Raw genomic sequence first — 17,413 nt, 5'->3', positions numbered from 1 at the left:
ACTTTTCGATTCCGATACTATATATCTTGGGAACCATAATATATATGGGTTTTCTGACAGACGGTTCGGGAGATAATGTGGCAGTGGCTGGTATTGCAATAGTTGTGCTTCACCTTTTGTCAATGGTTTTCATCTTCATGGGTTTACGCTTTGCTGCAAAGACAATGAAAACAGTTGAGTTAGGACGGGTCGCAAAGTTCGGAGACTATGTAGGAGAGCTTTTTCTGATATGGTTCTCAATCATCGGTTATTGGGTATTACAGCCACGCCTCAACAAGTTAATAAAAGAATAAAAGAAGCTCTCATGCCAACCAAGTTCAGTCTTAACCCTCGCTACGCTACGGGCTTCGGCTGCACCACATCATTGGCAGCAATAGAAATTATGAAAAACCTCTTATCACTGGTGTTTCTGACGATTCTAATATCCTGTGGGGGTAGTGAAGAAAAAATACAGTTAGGTGATGAAGTAACTGAACAATCTCCAACTGAAAAGAAGGACATTAGCTTTCAAAGAATTGCTTTCTCCATGAACCCTTTGTATGGCCGAGAGAGGAAGAGTAAGGATGTGGAGATTCTGCAGGACAGTATAGTCTTCTATCGCTTGAGAGACGAAACGACTATAGTAGAAAATTACAAAGCGAAACTTGACTCCCAAAGTATGGGGAGAATTCATCAACTACTTGACTCTATAGATTTTAATAGCTTGAAAAGCGAGTACTATGATGCTGAACACGAGCCTTGGTACTCTTTAAAACTAAAGTTTGCTAATGGGGAGGTAGTAATGAAGGGTACTCTTGAAAATGAATTACAGAGGAAGATGCACAGTTTGTTTGAAATCGTTGAGAGTCAAAATCTAATTAAAAGCGAGGACAGATACTTTAGCACAGCTAAAGACGTGTTATTACCTCCTCCGCCAACTCCAGTTAGTGTACCTTATGACAGTTTAAACAGAAAATGAAAACTACCTCTGCCAACAACACCTATAAAGTAGCTACGCCACCGCAAAGCCCAGTACGTTGAGTAAAATTGTAATCAATGAAAAAGGTCTTACTATTCACCTTCTGCCTTTCTTCAATAGTCATGTTGTTTAGTTTCAAGTGCATTTTTCAGAAAAAGACTTCGGGCAAAGAAGTTGTTCAAAAGCTTGAGTCGCTTGGGTACTTCAAGTATGTCCATTCAAGCAAAGTCGCTGAACTTAAAAATGCACTTGCCGAAGGCTACGCAACACATGGCGCACTTGTGACAACTTATGAAATGCCTAAGTGTCAACCATCAGATTACAGGCTGTATGGGCTTGACGGAGAGACATTGTATGAAGAAGGTGGTTTTAGAAGTTACCTCTCCGACATGGAAAGGACTTTTAAAAAGCTGAAGGTGAATCTGAAAATAGAAAATAAAATAGAAGAATACACACAAAGCGGGGGACTAAACCACATCATTTGGGTGAACGGCAAAAAGAATGGAAGAATAGCTGAATGGTTTGAGAGTGGGATTCAGAACACTGAAGGAAGCTTTAAGGATGAAAAGCAGCATGGGATTTGGGTATTTAGGATGCCAGATAATAAGACAGTCGCTATTGTGAGATTTAACGAAGGCGTAGAAGAAGCATCTGGATACTTTCCATGGTCAGAAAAAGAACTATCAGTAAGCTTAGGGCAAAATCTGAAGTAAAACAATGCATAACCACACCTAAACTTTAGCTACGCCACCTCATAGCCGAGTTGTAAGATATTTTAACAAAATAAATAATGACAGAAGAAATAAACCAGCAGTTCCCGAAGTCTTATATCGCTATTGATGAAGCTACTAAAAAATCAGGTTTTACAATGGCCTCAGATGTACTAACATGCTCTTTGCTTCGGACGCTTGCAGGCTCTAAACCATCAGGTAAATTTCTTGAACTTGGAACGGGAACTGGATTGTCAACAGCATGGATTCTGGACGGCATGGATGATGCTTCCACACTGGTTTCGATAGACAATGATGCTCAGTTCTTGGAAATCGCACGGCAGTTCCTTAGTGATGATAAGCGGTTGGAACTGATTGATACAGATGGTGGCGAATGGATTGAAAGTAACAAGCATCAAAAGTTTGACTACATTTTTGCCGACACATGGCATGGGAAATATCTTCTTTTGGATGAAGCGTTGTCCATGTTGAATAAAGGAGGGGTATATATCATTGACGATATGCTGCCGCAGCCCAACTGGCCAGAGGGGCATCATGAAAAGGCAATCAACCTTATTGACCGCTTAGAAACAAGAGAGGACTTGGTTTTGACAAAGCAGGTGTGGGCAACAGGAATAGTTGTTGCCGTAAAAAAATAAACAGCTTACAACAATGCACATGAGCAAAACTTCGGCAAATGCCTCACTCACCTCATGTACGAGACCGTTGGCGTGCATAGACAATCAATAGAACTCAAAACAAAAGAAAACAATGTCAAAGAGTTATCATGTAACCCGTAAGGATTTGAAAGGACTCTCAAAACGAGAGCTTGACGAAATGGCTAAGGACAAAGATTCTTTGTTAAACGAGTATGCTGAAAAGAGTAGTGTAAAGCGGGAAGTCAAGAAGAAGCGAAAAGAAGAAAAGAATAAGAACAACGATACGCCAACCAAACCTATAAGTTAGCTTCGCCACCTTGTAGCAGAGACGTTAGCGGTAGGCTTAATCATTAAGAGAAATGACTCAAAAGCTTCAGTACATATTTGAGCTTGAGGAAAAAGAGCAGTTCAATGAGACTTTTCAGGCTTACAATCTAATATATTCAGCGGATAAAAGTAACTATGAGGTGTGGAAGCACTTTTACTTTTTCCTATGGACAGCAATTGAAGACGCTCCAAGCAGCTTCCATGACAAGGTTAACTTAAGTCATAGATTGCAGGTAATGTATGAGGAAGGGAAAGTGAGATTTTCTGATAAAGCTGATTTCAATTTTGTTGCTGGTTATACTGTTTCAATCTTCCCTTATGAGTATGGCGATTATGAAGACTTAGAAAAGGAAGGAGAAGAAATGCTTTTGAAAGCGACTCTTCTTGAACCAAAAAATTTAATCTACAAACTGGCATATTTGGGTAGCTTGATAAATGTTGACCAGAATGAGTATAGAAAGGCAGAGGTTGAAGCTGCACCAAAAGTGTTAGAGACTTTTAAAGGTACTGGACTACTTAACAAGTATTTCAGACAAGTGCTGTATCGGTTAGACAAGAACTCCTTCCGCTAACACGACACAGGCTTCATACTCGGCTATGCCTCGTTCGCAGCCTGTCCTAACCGTTAGCATGCATATGAAATGATAAAGCTCCTATACATAATATTGCTCGCTTTCATTTGTTCCTGTACCACAATTGTACAGGATAAACAAATGAATAATTCATCTCTGAAAGAAGGTGCAGCCAAACAATTGATTAAAGTTGACTCGATAGAGCAATATAGTTTTGACACATTGCTAAGTCATGTTTATCATTTGTCTTACAGGGTATACCCAAGTTCTACAACTGACGAAGTATTACAGAGCCTAACTTTAGTTAAGGGGAAAAAAGATATTAAAGTACTGAATGAAGAAAATTCTGAAATGCTACATAAGAATCTTGGCTACATAGGTGCTGATTTTGGAGATACTTTTTTGTTTGTGTATTCTTTCGGTGCAGGTAATCCGCACCCAATACAACTCATAGAAAAGAAGACTGGAAATGAATTATTAAATGGTATTCTGGTGGCGTAAATGAAGCTGAACAGGTACTTCTCTATATCACCGACCTACACGAAGAGAACGAAGCCTTAATACTCCACGACATAAAGAATAACAAGAAAAACTCAGTTAAGGATTTTCAAGATTCACTTTGTGCAAGAGAGCAAATAGGTGGGCTTAGAAACTGTGTAGAGATAAATTCTGTGACTTCTAAAGAAAGCATCTTGAAGATTGAATCAGAAGAAGAACAAATAGTGAAGAAATACAAACGCAAACCACGCCTATAATATAGCTATGCCACATTATAGGCAAGTACGTTGTGCCGCATGCCAATGATAAAAAAAGACTTGATAGAAGAGTACAAAAGCTTAGCGGCTACATGCGCTTGTACAGATTATAGCGATAAAGCATCTGTTAAAAGCCGCAATAAGGCTGTAGGCAGAATGTACAAAATAGTTGAAGCAATAGCCAACGAGCAGACACCTGAAACTCCAAACGAATTTGCGGATTTACTCGATATTCCCGAACATAAAATAAGTTTATGGGCAGCAGTTCATATTCTTGAGAGACTTCCAACGGACAAAGAAAAAGAAGAAAAAGCACTAACAATAATCAAAACGGAATCTCAAGGAGACTCAGCAGATGCTATAGGTTATCAGTTCTGGTTGAAGAACTGGAATGAAAACAACAAATGACGAAACTCCCACAAGAGCTATAAGTTAGCTTCGCCACCTCATGTACGAGACCTATATAGAAGATTGAGAAACAGAAACAAGAAAGCCCTCCGTTTTTCATTGGAAGGCTTCTCTGTGCTGATGTTCAATAATTGAGTAATCTGTTAATCTAAATCCATAGAGAGCTACATACATATATAAACATGCTCTTACGCTGCTATGAAGCCCTCTTTAGGTGCCTCTTCTTAATGCGATAAGTGTGGCGAATGACGGGCATGTCGTCCTCAGTGAAATCTAACCTGCTTTCGGCTTCAACGAGCCTGAGGATTCTTGCAGCCACTCTGTCGCCCCAATCCTCCCTTTCCTGAAGCTTCCACATTTCCTCTTCAGACAGTATCTGATAGGCCCTGTTGTTCTCAGACACCTGAGGTGGTGTAGTTGCCATAGCAGGAGCAAAAGCCTCTGTAATCGTCTCTAATAGCTTCATTTCAGGCACTGTGTTGAAGGCGACACTTGAATAGATGCGTACTTATGCAGGTGGTTTAATCCTGTCATATCATAAAAACCCACATCATATATACAGAAACAAAGAGGTTAGTCATGAGTAGCCTCTTTCCTTGTAACCTTTCTTTTTACAGCTGTTTTAAACCTCTCTGAGCCTCGCTAAGGTGTTGGTCTGTCTGGTGCTGTTAAAGTGTCTCAGAAGGGCTGAAAATATAAATTAAGACCATTGAGACCATTATTTACATTACTTCAATCATCAAGAGAAACGAAGCTTTGATTCTGCTGCTCTTCTACGTGTCAAACCCATCAGTGCTTTACCACCACGATTCGAGCCTGAAGACTGAAGCAACATCAGGGTTATTGGGGGGCGTTACTCACTCGCATACGAAGTGTATTCTTTAAGTTTGTCCAGACCGCAGTTGCACGCAAAAGAAACCAGTGCTGAGAACATGTTCTTGTTGATTGCTGGCTTCGCCAACCTGCTCTTACCTTTTCCAAAGCGCTTGATGTCTTGGTTCAGGTATTCTTACTTAAGCCTGCGCTTCTGTAATCTTCATTCCCTTGGGGGTGGGCTTACCATTAATCAGGTAGTACCCCGACCTGTATTGATTTTCCAGCAGGATAGATGCACTGTTTAAAATCTAATCTTCATACACAGAATCAAGTTCTTTCCTGTTTCATGGGTGGCCTTGGGCTTGTTGACAGTTGATATGTTACATATTTCAACTATATACACCATCATTGGGGTAATATCTTACTTACTCATGAAGAATACTCTATATCATCAGTTATTATACTCCTATTATTTATTAGTATCTATTATTCTATATCTATAAGGGTTATATAAGATTATTATATACTATATAGTGTATTATAATATATATATAGTATTCAGGTGAGAGAGGAGGGGCAATGACAACAAAATACCCAAACTTGTTGATAATCAGCAACCAAACAAAGCACCCAACTGCTTAAGGAGAGATAAAAAACTACTTATGACTGATTATTTCATCATGCATAAGATATTGATTACCAGCATCACAACAAAATACACATAATGTAAATACTTGATACTCAGCATCACAATAAAGTACCCATGCTTGTACGAAGGGGTAAACCATCTCAATAAAACCTCATACGCCACAGTTTGTTCAAATATCCTCATAACCAACTGGCTTTCAGCATACCAACAAATTACCCATCATATAACTAACTGATTACCAGCATCACAACAAAATACCCATCACACAAAAAAACACCATCACATAGCCAGAAGGGTAAAGCAAGTCTACAAAACACCCGCATTACAGGACATCTGCTGACTACTCTCAGTTCTGAAAAATAATTGTACTTTTTTTTCACCTCTCTTTTTAATTGTAGCACACAAAACATATATTTGGTATATATCAAAAACGTGCCCATGCCATAAAATAGCATGTATGGCCGCTTTTTAGGTTCTTAAGTATATTTTATAAAAAATCACCCTCTAACAAGTTGAAATATTATTTCAACCTATTTATATAAGAATACTAAGGGGAGTGAGCAGGTTAGGGTTTATCATTATCCCTCAGGCGGCCTGCTCACGTTCCACCCCGACAAGCCTGACTGTACTGGAACTACAGAAAAAAATAGTGAGAGAATAACATTAAAGCCTAAACAAAAAATGAAGAGATGCCAACGCTTAAAAGAAAAACTATTGACAAGCAGATTAACTGCATACTACCTGAGAACCTTGACCCTCAAGCACTCAGAGAACAAATCAACTCATTAACTACCACCAAGAAACCAGTAACTGACACACAGTTTTGGAGATACCTTAGATTTATTGACCTCCTGACATCAGACAGAAGAAAAGATGATAACGGATGGGTAATGCTCTGGTATAAGATATTAGCCATCAACCTGACTGGTGCATATAAAAAAGTTATTGAAGACCTCAAAGCACTAAGAATCATTGAGGTAAAGCAGAACAACAGAGGCACTGACTCTTACTCTGCTGATAACGATGAAAGCAAGCAATACAGGCTCACTGACACCTTCAGAGATGAAGCCACTGTGTTAGTCCATGCATTCAAGAGGGTAGACCCTAAGCAGCCTAAAATAGAGATAGAAGACAAGAAAACTGAGTTATTGCTTCAGAACGCAAGTACACCTGAGTACAACTTCCTACTCTCAAATTTACACAAGCTCAGATATGATGTAGAGGCTGTTGAGTCTGACTTCGAAGAGTGGCTTGCTGAAGGTGTTCGAATCAAAAATGTTGAGTTCAACGAAGTCACAAGAGAGATGATGCGTAGAACAGTTGAGAGCCTCAACAGTGACTCAGTATCCTTTACAATAGGCATGACAGGCAGAATCACAACCGACCTGACTTCATCCTACAAGGTCTTGAGAAGAAGATTGGTGGTAGATGGTTATGAAGGTGAAATCATGCAAGCAGACGTTACCTCTGCTCAAATTATCCTGATGTTGCATGCCATGAGAACCTACAGAGACCAATTGACTGACCCCATCGCCACAGAAGAACTTAACCAGTTTGAGGCTTTGCTAAAGACACGTGAATTCTATAAAACCCTTAGCTTGCAGTTAGAGGCTGAAGGTGTGCAGGTCAGCAACCCTAAAACAGATTTCCTCAGGAAAGTTTGTAACCATAACGAGAAACACAGAGAGAACCCTTTCTATGCTGCATTCAAGAAGCTGTATCCAACAGTCACTGAATTCCTGAGGGTGCTGAAAAAAGGAATGAGTTTTACTACTGTAATGACTCCCGTAGAGGCTGAATTGTTCAACAACAGGATAGCCAGAAGGGTCTATAAGGAGTTAGGTTCTCAGACCTTCATAGCTGGAATTTATGACGCTTTTATCTTCAAGAAAGATGATGAATCAGAAATCCTGAGAATAATGAATGAGGAAGTCTACAAGGCAACGGGGTTGATGAACATGGTAAAGGTGACAACCCTCAAGGAAGAGTCAGAGAAGCACATCACTTACCCGAACAGGCAGCCAGAACCAACACCAGCACCAGCACCAGTAGTAGAGCCTGTGGTGGCAGCAGTAGCGTTACCAGAGCCTCAAGACCTGAAAGACAAAGAAAACAGAGAAGTAGTAGCGCCAGTGGAAAAGACTAAGGCTGACAAGTACAGCAAGTACAACTTAAATGATGATGATGATGATTTTGAGAAATGGCTCAATTCATCTGATGAGACCACTTTTGACCCTTTCACGCTGACTACAGAAGAGCAAGAGGCTATCAGCAGGTTGAAGGAAGAGACAGGTAGAGACCTCTCTGAACTGTCACCAGAAGACTTAAAATTGCTTGCTGAGTATAACCTGAGCAAACTAAAAAAAGAGGTGTTTGAATATCAATATTATTAATAGTTGAACTGATGGAATAATTGAATTCATAAAAGCACGAAGGTTATACCAGAAGGGTACGAGGAATGAGATGCCTTCTCCTGAACAAAGACAGTGCAGGTTTCAAAACGGTGTCAATGGTGGCTGAGACATTCCCCCTAAACCCTGAGAAGTACAGGTACCTCAGGTTCAAAGACGAGAGTAAGTAGAACACCTTGAGTGGTGTCAGCAGAAAGCAAAGAAAAAGAAGTTTAAAAAAATAATTTGTTGGGGTTAAGGTAACCGTAGTCCTCAGGGTTACCCACCATCTTTAAAAGCCTTAGGCTATCAGGATAATTCTTCTGTTTGAGAATTTTAACAAGTTCTTCTTGATTAGACTCAGGCATATATTGACCAAAGTAAACAGCGTCAACAGAGTTCTTTTTCAATGGAATGCAACGATTGCTGTCACATATGTTCTGTACATCAAAGCAAAAAACCCTTATCTCTTTTTCTTTATCAAATTTTGTTGATTTGACTAAGGCCCAATGTATATAAGCCTCAACCTCTTCATCAAAAAAATTCACCTTCAGCATCGCAGGGGAGTATTTAACTTTTGACATAAAGAAACCTTCTAATCCTGAAACTCTGATTCCTATACAAACTCCTTTTTCACCCTCTCCATATTTATCCCACAGATACTCATTATCATTCTCTTCAGTGAAGCAAATAACTCCAACCTTAGACTTTTGCTCGTTCAACAGCTTCTGAGCTTCTTCTTTGAACAACCGAGGGTAAATATCAAAGTGATTAGAAATCTTCAATAATCTCTCATAAGGTATTTCAGGCATAGTCCTGAGAGTGTGCTTTAAATAAGTAGCCTTGTCAGCATCAAACGTAATCAACCCCACGTCCATATCACGTTTGTCTTCGAAATTAGTTGGGTCTCCAAATCTTAGGGAAGCATTACCAAGTATCTTCTTTGCCGCTTCGAAATTGGTGTAATGATAGATAATAGGGTCACTGCCTTCAAAAGAGTTATCAATACCTAAGACTTCAATAGTTTTGTTTCTTCTTCTTATTATAGCCTGTCTTTCGCTCTCCTTCATAAACACAATGCATCAGGGTTGTCTCTTGCTTTCTTGATAGTTCTAACAATTAGTAAGCTATCTTTTGAGGTTTAAGGAAACCATAACCTTTAGGATTATGAATCATATCATAAATTTTAACATTAGTATATTTTTTCTTCTTTAGAAGGCTTAGAACTTCCTTTTTATCCTCAGGCTTCGTCTTTAGACCAAAGTACAATCTTAGAACTGAGTTTTTCTGAAAGGCTACTTTTCCTTTAGTTAGTAAGTTAGTATCAAAGTGAACAACCCTAATTTCTCTTTCATACTTCCAAACCCGTGACTTCTGGTAGCACACAAAAAAAACAGGCTGAATTTCTGAATCGAATAAGTTACAAGACTCTTTTTTCCAGAGGTACTTAACAGGATATACGAAACACTCAGGATTGAAAGCATTATACTCGAAACCAATGCAAACACCTGAATGACTCTTGGCATAATGACTCCACATTAAAGTGTTATTATATTCCTTTGAAAAGCAGCCTACTCTATAACCACCTCTTACTCTTTTGACTTCATTCTCCAAAAAAGCAACAGAGCTGGCATTTATCATATACTTTTTCAGTTCTGAATTTGGTGGTGTGTCTTTGAGAGGATTATGAACCCCAAGCTGAGCAAGGTGATTCATGAATATTTCTGCGTCACAATTGAAATCTATGACAGAAGTGTCTAAATCATAAGGGTCATTGAAGGAGTCGGGATGACTAAGCTTAAACTTTGCAGACCTTAATATTGCCATTGCTGCCTTTATCGATGTATAATGATAAAATACAGTAGGAACCTTGATATTTGAGTGGTTTAACCTCTCAGCACTTGCATTGATTCTCTCCAACTCTTTTGAATCTAACATAGAAACATGCCTTTTTTATTGAGTGAAGATAGTAATATCAAGTGATATATAAGAATAGATAACTTTTGGTATTCATCTATATCGCTATTAAGCAAACTATATTATAAAATATGCCTCAGTTATGCATAAAGTCAAGTTAATTGAAAACCTTCAATATTATTTGACTCAGGATTCAACTATACTTCACTACTCATGCCCTCTGTCTTCTAAAGCTTTCTTAATCTTGCTATGTGTGGCTGGTGCTGTACCAGTGATAGCCTGCACTTCTTTGTAACTTCGGCCCAACTTGAGAAGCTTTATTACCTTAGTGTACTTTGCGAGAAACTTATCTTTTGATTCTGTGCTTTCCACCTTGCGTCCCACGTGTAGCCCTTTAGCTTTCCTTTCTCGCAGGCCAGATTTGATTCTGTAGGAGAGTTGCTCTGATTCAAGCCTCGATAGGTCTGCCATTATTGTCACCACCAGACGCTGGAACATCCTGTCCTTTTCGTTATCTGCACCAAGTGTAATACCTAAGTTCTGGATGTAAAGGCAAACTCCCTTATTCTCTAACTCATTTATCAAAGCCAATGTCTCTTGGGTATTACGTCCAAGACGTGACACCTCAGACACCTGAATGCACTTGATATCATTTTTATCAACATACTTTAGCATGGCTTGTAATATTGGCCGTTCCTCAACAGACTTCCTGAAGCCACTAATGTTCTCTGAAAAAATCTTCACCACCTCGAACCCTTCAGCTTTTTTCAGGTCAGTTATTTGTCTTGCCGTTGTTTGCTCGTCAGTGGATACTCTGGTGTAGATAACGCTTCTCATGATGCTTCAGGTTTAGCTTGTGTTTGAATTGAAGCAAATATATATACCAATATATGTATTTGCAACTAATCTATGATGTTTCTGAAGTAGGGATTAATTTGAAGCGGTTGCTGATGATTTTTCTCGTTTTCACTAACAGTTTGGTTGCATAGGGAGGGCAGTTACATTTTATAAAGATGGTAGCAACCCACAGTCAAATCCGAAATCATGGGATGTTTATTTTGACAAAATTAAGACATTATCAAACTTTCAGCAGATGTGACACAACATCATCATAGGAGAAAAAAGGTAGTTAATAGCTACCTTTTTCATTTGTCAGAATATCACATCATACTTCATTTCAATGTTCTGAATTAGTTTGTTAATCATAGGTATAACCACATTTGATTCTTCATGTAGGGTTTCCAAGGTACTGTGAATGTCACTATAATAATTCTTTACATTGTATTCAATCCTATCCAACCGTTCCAATAGGGTTTCAGTATCTGTTTCTTTCATAATTTCATAAACAACATCCGTATAATGTTGAATCTTATCACTAATCTTTTCATGTAACCCTATCAAATTTAGTTCTTCATACAGTTGAATCCTTCTATAAATAGATGATAACAGATGAAAGTCTTCTTCATGAAAAGCTTTGAAGAATTCCATTCTGGTATGAGATTTAAAAATATCTGTATCAACATACTTTTCCATCTTATAACCCGAAAATGGATATTGTGTAGTAGTTTTATCACCACTTTCTGCACTTCCTTTACTTCCTTCACTTTTATCCAGCACCATAGGCAAAGTAGCAACTATATCATTATCCATTTCCAGTAAACCTTGTTTCTGCTTCTTCAAATCTGATACAATTAACTCCCTAATGTCAGAATTCTTTCTATCCTTATCATAGGCATCAAATACCCTTTTCATGAACAATGCTAATGCAGCACCGATGAAACCAGTGATGATGTTGGTGGTGGAAATTAACGGTGTAGCGGTGGGTAAGGTGTTTGTGACCTGTAAGAGAATAGACAACATAGTAACATATATAAAAACCTATGTTAAATATATAAAAACTTCTGGATATAGGGACACCAGTACCAATTATGCCTATGAGATAAAAAGTGGGTTTAAACACAACATGAGTATATTCACTTACGCAAATGCACTAACTAACCATTTCCCTCCACACCCGAAATCTGAAAAATGGGAGGGGTAGGGGAGGGGTTCAGCTTTGCAACATTGTTTTTAGTGCCTCTTATACTATGCCGATACTATGAATAGAAGCCCCATGTAAGGAAGCCTCAACATAACAGAGAATGTCACTTTAAAGCACTAAATGTAAGGGTGGTTCAAATACTCTTTAACATAACAATTATTATTAGCTTATTTTTACTCAACTGTTACACACCTGTATATTGTGTTTATTATGTTAAATATAGTGCCTTAATTAAGGACGCACCATGAAGAAGGGGTTTGATAAAGTTAAAGGTTGTGGTTGATGGGTCTTAATTAAGATAGGGGGGCAGGGGTCATTTTTTGTGGGGGTTCGGTGGTCGTTCCTATATCCCATCTCACAGAAAATCCCCAATTTCTGAATTTTTGTTCTCTAATACTTAGAAAGTGTGGGTTAAATTTAGTGAAGTCTTTATATTCATAATTACATGTCTTTGACTGCTTTTGCGGCTGCGGCTGCATCAGCAGCTTCTCTTTCCTCAACCAAAGCATTGCAATGAAAAGTGGCAGTTGCTTCCTCAGTTTTTGTGTTTTCTATAACAAACAGAGAAACCTTTTTACTGAACCACAAATATGCTTTTTCCCCTTCACTTTTCAGTAACTCTTTATCATCATCAACTACTAAACATTCACCGTATGCAGCTTTCAATGTCTCTATCAAACCTTTTGTATTCTTATAGCCATTGGTTTTTAACTGAACACCATGAAGTTTTTCGTTGTAGAAGCTGTACATGATGATACTGATGTCAAATTCTCCTATCTGATGAACATCTGTTGTACGCCTGTAGAATTTTACATCACCTTTGGTCAGCAAAAATTCTAAGTTATCAAACTTGCTAATATGAGTTTCAAATTTAGCATCACGAAAACCATATTTTTCATCAAGTTTGCTTATATCTTGACTGTATACAGTTGATGAAAACAGCAGAAATACTAACAGGCAAAAGAAAGGTAACTGCTTTTTCATAATTGAATTGTTTAGTAAATCGGAAGTGCATTGTATAATTAACCCTATACAGAATAAAATAAAAATAAGATACAGAACTTAATATTTATTACATAAAAATGAGGCATTTTCTTTTCTTATTGCCCACATACAAAATGTATCAAAAATGGAAATCTGGATTCCAGAATTTTAAAATTTTCTGATTTTGGGTTCTTTCTTACGCTTCACCAGATATTTGATAAAGGAAACCACCATTATGATTATAGCATACCCAATGACAAGTGCTTCCATTACCAGCAAGCAGGTAAGATAGGTTTGTTTACCAAAGACCCACCCATTCCATCCACTTATTGACATTAGTATCAGGGCTGGTATCGGGGCTACTATTGGAATCATCAGACAAACACCAATGATATTCCAAACAAAATATTTCACATCATCCATAGCTTCTGAATTCTGATATCTTATATCTGGAACAGTGGTTCACCTGTTGGGATGAAGTTGCTGATAAGCTGTAAAAGTGAACCAGCGATAACAATTATCACACCGTATTTCATTAATTTGTTGTGTCTGTTGACTTCTGCTTCTATTTTATCCCAATCTGTATCAGCATAACCACCATGAATTGAACTGATATTTAATGGTGAGTGAAGATAAACCATTAACACACCCCAAATGGTGAAGATTATACCCAATGAATTGATTATGGTCTTTATATCCATGATGCTATATATCACCACTAAATATAACTAATTCCTTTCATACAAGATGGGGAAAATGAAAATCTGTTGGCCGTTAACTGACCAAGCTGACCACCTATGATTATCCACCACCCCATTATCTCAGAATTCCTAAAATGTCTTATCCCAAATTTTAAAATTTTCTGATTTTCAAAATAGGCTTTTAAAGTAGAAGAAGAGGTATATAAATATTTCTTTGTATTTTTTGAACATAATATTTTCGGAATATATAAAATTTTTATACCTTATCCCTTCTCCTAACCAAAACCAAATAAATGAAATGGACTTTATAGACTCAATCAAAGCACTTTCTGAGAAAGTATCAAGGCTGCAAGACAGCATTCAAACTGAAGAAGCAACTAAGAATGCTTTCATAATGCCTTTTATAGCTGCATTGGGCTATGATGTATTCAATCCGATGGAAGTTGTACCTGAGTTTATAGCAGATTTAGGGATTAAGAAAGGAGAAAAAGTTGATTACTGCATCTTTAAAGATGATTCACCAATTATCATCATAGAGTGTAAGCACTGGAAGGAAGATTTGAATGTTCACAACAGCCAGTTACACCGCTACTTCCATGTAACCACATCTAAGTTTGGAATTCTTACTAATGGTATCATCTATAAATTCTACACTGATTTGGTTGAACCAAATAAGATGGATGATAAGCCTTTTTGGGAGTTCAACATTACTGAGATAAAAGATAATGCGGTTTCTGAACTCAAAAAGTATCACAAGAACACTTTTGATGTAGATAATATATTAAATGCTGCTACTGAGTTAAAGTATAACAGGGAAATTAAGAAGATACTACAGGAAGAGATGAACAATCCAACTGATGCATTTGTAAGGCATTTTGCTAAACAAATACATTCAGGTGTTCTTACTGCTAAAGTAATGGAACAATTCACTGGTATAGTTAAGAAGTCACTTAATCAATACATCAGTGATATGATTTCAGACAGGCTTAAATCAGCACTAAATAACGAGGCAACAAGGGAATTTGCTGATACGGTTTCACCTACACCTGAAGCTGATGCTGCTGCTGTACCAGATGCTGAACCCGAAAGCAAGATTAACACCACTGAATTAGAGAAGGAAGCATTTTATGTGGTTCGTTCTATCCTTAGAATCAAGATTGATGCAAACAGAGTATTTTACAGAGATGCCCAAAGTTATTTCAGCGTACTGGTAGACGATAACAATCGAAGACCAGTTTGCAGACTATATTTAGAAGGTAATAAGAAATATATAGGGGTGTTTGACGATAACAGAAAGGAAGTGAGAAATGAAATCATGTCCATTGATGATATTTTCCAGTACTCAGAACAGCTAATCAACACAGCCTTATCTTACGATGCTAAGAAAGTAACTGCATAGGTCAAAGAATATAGTAGGTCACAAAGGGTAGCGTAACAGCTACCCTTTTTTGTGTCTATACCATCCATGCTGATATCTGGTTTGACACAGGGTACCTAAAAAGAAAAGCAACCTTAAGCACAGGTTGCTACTTCTCTTTTACCTTGATTAAGGTACCCCTAAAAGTGATTATGATTGCTGTTCCACAGCTTGTACCAAATATATGTTTTACAAATGATATTTAAAAAGAAAGGGTAGCATTACACCACCCTCTTTTTGTAGTATCCCCAATACTACTTCATTGTAGTATCCCCAACATACTACGCTTCAAATATTAAGTTATTCAAATTTAGTTTTTTGTTACTATATAACACTTCACTTCTTTGATATCACTGCCAAACCCATTTACAGCAGCAGTCAATTGGTACTTATCGCCTAAATCACCTTTAATAATGTCACCAATTGCTTCAACTTCATCTTTTGCATGACCATAGTTTATCAAATCTTTTAGTACGAAAGAATAAACATCTCCTTCTGCCTTATAGGGTGAATCTCTATTGTAACTTCTATTATCCTTCTTCAAAGTTACTTTAAGTTTATTCTCAATTATTTCTATCAGCTTCGCTTCCATGACACCTTTTTTGATGATGCTTTAAATCTTTATTTAGAGTTACAAATATATATAAATCCATATACAATGTATCTTCTTTGGTCATAAATCTATGTAGAGTTAAATTAATGTAAAAATCAAGCAACCTTCATAGTGCTTAATGCAGAAGTCCATGCATCAACGTGTTTCTTCTCAGTTATGGCAGAACTAAATTTGATGTACTTATGGAATGAATCTGATTTGGGTGAATGTCCTGAAATCATCTGAACTTCATAAGGGTTCATACCCATCATTAACAGGTTAGTTATTCCAGACCTACGCATTACGTGTGAACTAATGAAGTCTTCAGTTTTCAGGTACTCATAAACATGTATTCCCTTCTTAGTTCTTCTACGTCTGAAGCTGCTGTTCCAATTATTACCATCAACCTGAACCCCGTTTACTTCCTTCAGCTTGTTCAGATAGGCTTTAAGTTCCTTTGCAAGTAACTTCAGGTTAATGTTGAACCTTAGTGGATTGATATAAGGTAAAAGGGTTTTACCTTTTTGCCTGTATTTCTCAATAATTGCCACAGCAATGGTGTTTAACCTTACTCTTAAAGGTTTCTGTGTTTTCTCTACTATAGTGTTGATGTAGTATTCACCATTGACTATCTCCAAATCTTCTTCTGTGAGGTTTAGCAGGTGATTCACCCTGAAGCAAGTGAAAACACCCATCATGAATACGTCCCTTGTCCTGATTAACCTTTCACGCTGTAACGGCATCTGGTTTAACATTCTGATTTCATCCTGATACAGAACTATGATATCAATTTCTTCTTTCCAAACTTTCCAGTTCTTTGCAGGAATAAGGGTATTGATGATACCAATCTTATAGCACCAGAACACCATTGACCTGACAATCCTGATGTTCTTTCCAACAGAGTTATCATAGTTATCAAGTTTAGTCCAGAGGTATTCACAGAAGGCATTATAGAAGCTGTCATTGATGTTGTTCCATTGGAGGTCATAAGTACTGGAAAACTTCTTAAGATTGCTGTAAACGGTCTTATATGTCTTTACAGTACCCTTGGTTAACCTTGTTCCTTTCTCTGTCTTCCTTTCACCGTTTTCGCTGGCTTTGATGAACCTGTCAAAAGCATCAAGGAAAGATAGTTGAGTAATGTCTTCAGGTAGTTCACCAGTTTTAACAAAGTGGGCTAACTCCTTGAATGTCAGTTTAGGGTGTTCTTCCAAAGCCTTTTCAACTTGCTTGTAAACCTTGATGATTTGCTTGTTCTTTTCTTCATAATCATCAACTGTTTTACTCAGAAGGCCATGTTTTGTAAGATTCGAAGCCTTCACACCTGTAGAAACTCTTAAAATATTTTTGTCCTGTGATGTGTAGATATGGACAAAACCCCTGTAAATGAGTGACTTAATCTTCATGTTTCCTTTTTTATGATGCACAACTTTATGCACAACCAAATGCACAACTTTTTATAAAAAAGGGGCTTAAAAATGGGGTTTGCAAGCGGCCAATCTGTAGGAGTCATCAGC

General features: G+C 37.6%; 22 protein-coding genes. 11 read left to right on the top strand and 11 right to left on the bottom strand.

All coding sequences use genetic code 11. The annotated features are described in order from the left end of the window. Positions 1-26: 26 nt before the first annotated feature. From E1919_RS00155 to E1919_RS00125, 8 genes are all read left to right on the top strand, one after another. Positions 27-293: a hypothetical protein gene (locus tag E1919_RS00155; RefSeq protein WP_162051329.1), complete on the top strand. Its 267-nt coding sequence runs from the start codon at positions 27-29 to the stop codon at positions 291-293. An 11-nt stretch (positions 294-304) separates the two neighbouring features. Continuing rightward, complete coding sequence (locus tag E1919_RS00150) at positions 305-958, top strand: hypothetical protein (protein ID WP_162051328.1); 654 nt, start codon at positions 305-307, stop codon at positions 956-958. A gap of 77 nt (positions 959-1,035) precedes the next feature. After that, on the top strand, positions 1,036-1,671 hold the full coding sequence (locus E1919_RS00145; protein ID WP_162051327.1) for a toxin-antitoxin system YwqK family antitoxin: 636 nt from the start codon (positions 1,036-1,038) through the stop codon (positions 1,669-1,671). 77 nt (positions 1,672-1,748) lie between these two features. Then, positions 1,749-2,327: an O-methyltransferase gene (locus E1919_RS00140; protein WP_162051326.1), complete on the top strand. Its 579-nt coding sequence runs from the start codon at positions 1,749-1,751 to the stop codon at positions 2,325-2,327. Positions 2,328-2,505: 178 nt separating this feature from the next. Beyond that, complete coding sequence (locus tag E1919_RS27870; RefSeq protein ID WP_262888679.1) at positions 2,506-2,634, top strand: hypothetical protein; 129 nt, start codon at positions 2,506-2,508, stop codon at positions 2,632-2,634. Positions 2,635-2,686: 52 nt separating this feature from the next. Beyond that, complete coding sequence (locus E1919_RS00135; protein WP_162051325.1) at positions 2,687-3,226, top strand: hypothetical protein; 540 nt, start codon at positions 2,687-2,689, stop codon at positions 3,224-3,226. 141 nt (positions 3,227-3,367) lie between these two features. After that, positions 3,368-3,727, top strand: coding sequence for a hypothetical protein (locus tag E1919_RS00130; RefSeq protein WP_162051324.1), 360 nt, complete (start codon positions 3,368-3,370; stop codon positions 3,725-3,727). Between the two features lie 299 nt (positions 3,728-4,026). Next, positions 4,027-4,389: a hypothetical protein gene (locus tag E1919_RS00125; RefSeq protein WP_162051323.1), complete on the top strand. Its 363-nt coding sequence runs from the start codon at positions 4,027-4,029 to the stop codon at positions 4,387-4,389. A 196-nt stretch (positions 4,390-4,585) separates the two neighbouring features. Here E1919_RS00125 and E1919_RS00120 read toward each other — a convergent pair whose 3' ends face one another. Together E1919_RS00120 and E1919_RS28090 are read right to left on the bottom strand one after the other, a co-directional pair. After that, positions 4,586-4,855: a hypothetical protein gene (locus tag E1919_RS00120; protein WP_162051322.1), complete on the bottom strand. Its 270-nt coding sequence runs from the start codon at positions 4,853-4,855 to the stop codon at positions 4,586-4,588. 387 nt (positions 4,856-5,242) lie between these two features. Beyond that, positions 5,243-5,392 (bottom strand): glycoside hydrolase family protein, encoded by a 150-nt coding sequence (locus E1919_RS28090; RefSeq protein ID WP_394351736.1) that lies wholly within the window; start codon positions 5,390-5,392, stop codon positions 5,243-5,245. 1,151 nt (positions 5,393-6,543) lie between these two features. Here E1919_RS28090 and E1919_RS00115 point away from each other — a divergent pair. Continuing rightward, positions 6,544-8,247, top strand: coding sequence for a hypothetical protein (locus tag E1919_RS00115; protein WP_162051321.1), 1,704 nt, complete (start codon positions 6,544-6,546; stop codon positions 8,245-8,247). 230 nt (positions 8,248-8,477) lie between these two features. Here the strand turns inward: E1919_RS00115 and E1919_RS00110 are convergent, their stop codons facing one another. The 4 genes from E1919_RS00110 to E1919_RS00095 form a co-directional block, all read right to left on the bottom strand. Beyond that, positions 8,478-9,314, bottom strand: coding sequence for a hypothetical protein (locus E1919_RS00110; protein WP_162051320.1), 837 nt, complete (start codon positions 9,312-9,314; stop codon positions 8,478-8,480). A gap of 49 nt (positions 9,315-9,363) precedes the next feature. Continuing rightward, positions 9,364-10,182, bottom strand: a complete 819-nt coding sequence (locus tag E1919_RS00105; RefSeq protein WP_162051319.1) for a DUF2971 domain-containing protein — start codon at positions 10,180-10,182, stop codon at positions 9,364-9,366. A gap of 186 nt (positions 10,183-10,368) precedes the next feature. Further along, positions 10,369-10,998 carry a recombinase family protein gene (locus tag E1919_RS00100; RefSeq protein ID WP_162051318.1) on the bottom strand — a complete coding sequence of 210 codons (630 nt, stop codon included), beginning with the start codon at positions 10,996-10,998 and terminating at the stop codon, positions 10,369-10,371. Positions 10,999-11,313: 315 nt separating this feature from the next. After that, positions 11,314-11,913 (bottom strand): hypothetical protein, encoded by a 600-nt coding sequence (locus tag E1919_RS00095; RefSeq protein ID WP_162051317.1) that lies wholly within the window; start codon positions 11,911-11,913, stop codon positions 11,314-11,316. Between E1919_RS00095 and E1919_RS00090 the strand changes: the two genes are divergently transcribed. Beyond that, positions 11,912-12,202: a hypothetical protein gene (locus E1919_RS00090; protein ID WP_162051316.1), complete on the top strand. Its 291-nt coding sequence runs from the start codon at positions 11,912-11,914 to the stop codon at positions 12,200-12,202. The two genes, E1919_RS00095 and E1919_RS00090, sit on opposite strands and share 2 nt — an antisense overlap. Positions 12,203-12,643: 441 nt before the next feature. On the opposite strand, the gene E1919_RS00085 is transcribed toward E1919_RS00090, so the two are convergent. The 3 genes from E1919_RS00085 to E1919_RS00075 all read right to left on the bottom strand — a co-directional run bounded on the left by E1919_RS00085 (position 12,644) and on the right by E1919_RS00075 (position 13,887). Continuing rightward, positions 12,644-13,186 (bottom strand): hypothetical protein, encoded by a 543-nt coding sequence (locus E1919_RS00085; protein ID WP_162051315.1) that lies wholly within the window; start codon positions 13,184-13,186, stop codon positions 12,644-12,646. A 168-nt stretch (positions 13,187-13,354) separates the two neighbouring features. Further along, on the bottom strand, positions 13,355-13,609 hold the full coding sequence (locus E1919_RS00080; protein WP_162051314.1) for a hypothetical protein: 255 nt from the start codon (positions 13,607-13,609) through the stop codon (positions 13,355-13,357). Between the two features lie 20 nt (positions 13,610-13,629). Beyond that, positions 13,630-13,887, bottom strand: coding sequence for a hypothetical protein (locus E1919_RS00075; protein WP_162051313.1), 258 nt, complete (start codon positions 13,885-13,887; stop codon positions 13,630-13,632). A 298-nt stretch (positions 13,888-14,185) separates the two neighbouring features. Here E1919_RS00075 and E1919_RS00070 point away from each other — a divergent pair, with 298 nt between their 5' ends. Continuing rightward, complete coding sequence (locus tag E1919_RS00070; protein WP_162051312.1) at positions 14,186-15,286, top strand: type I restriction endonuclease; 1,101 nt, start codon at positions 14,186-14,188, stop codon at positions 15,284-15,286. Positions 15,287-15,614: 328 nt separating this feature from the next. Here E1919_RS00070 and E1919_RS00065 read toward each other — a convergent pair whose 3' ends face one another. Both E1919_RS00065 and E1919_RS00060 read right to left on the bottom strand, forming a co-directional pair. After that, positions 15,615-15,896, bottom strand: coding sequence for a hypothetical protein (locus E1919_RS00065; protein ID WP_162051311.1), 282 nt, complete (start codon positions 15,894-15,896; stop codon positions 15,615-15,617). 116 nt (positions 15,897-16,012) lie between these two features. Then, the gene (locus tag E1919_RS00060; protein ID WP_162051310.1) at positions 16,013-17,302 is read right to left on the bottom strand and encodes a tyrosine-type recombinase/integrase; all 1,290 of its coding nucleotides are present in this window, start codon (positions 17,300-17,302) and stop codon (positions 16,013-16,015) included. Positions 17,303-17,413: the final 111 nt, after the last annotated feature.

Origin of the sequence: Pontibacter pamirensis (assembly GCF_010015475.1) — a bacterium.
Lineage (GTDB): Bacteria > Bacteroidota > Bacteroidia > Cytophagales > Hymenobacteraceae > Pontibacter > Pontibacter pamirensis.
The sequence above is the reverse complement of the archived record's forward strand: the minus strand, read 5'-3'. Positions and strand labels throughout refer to the sequence as shown.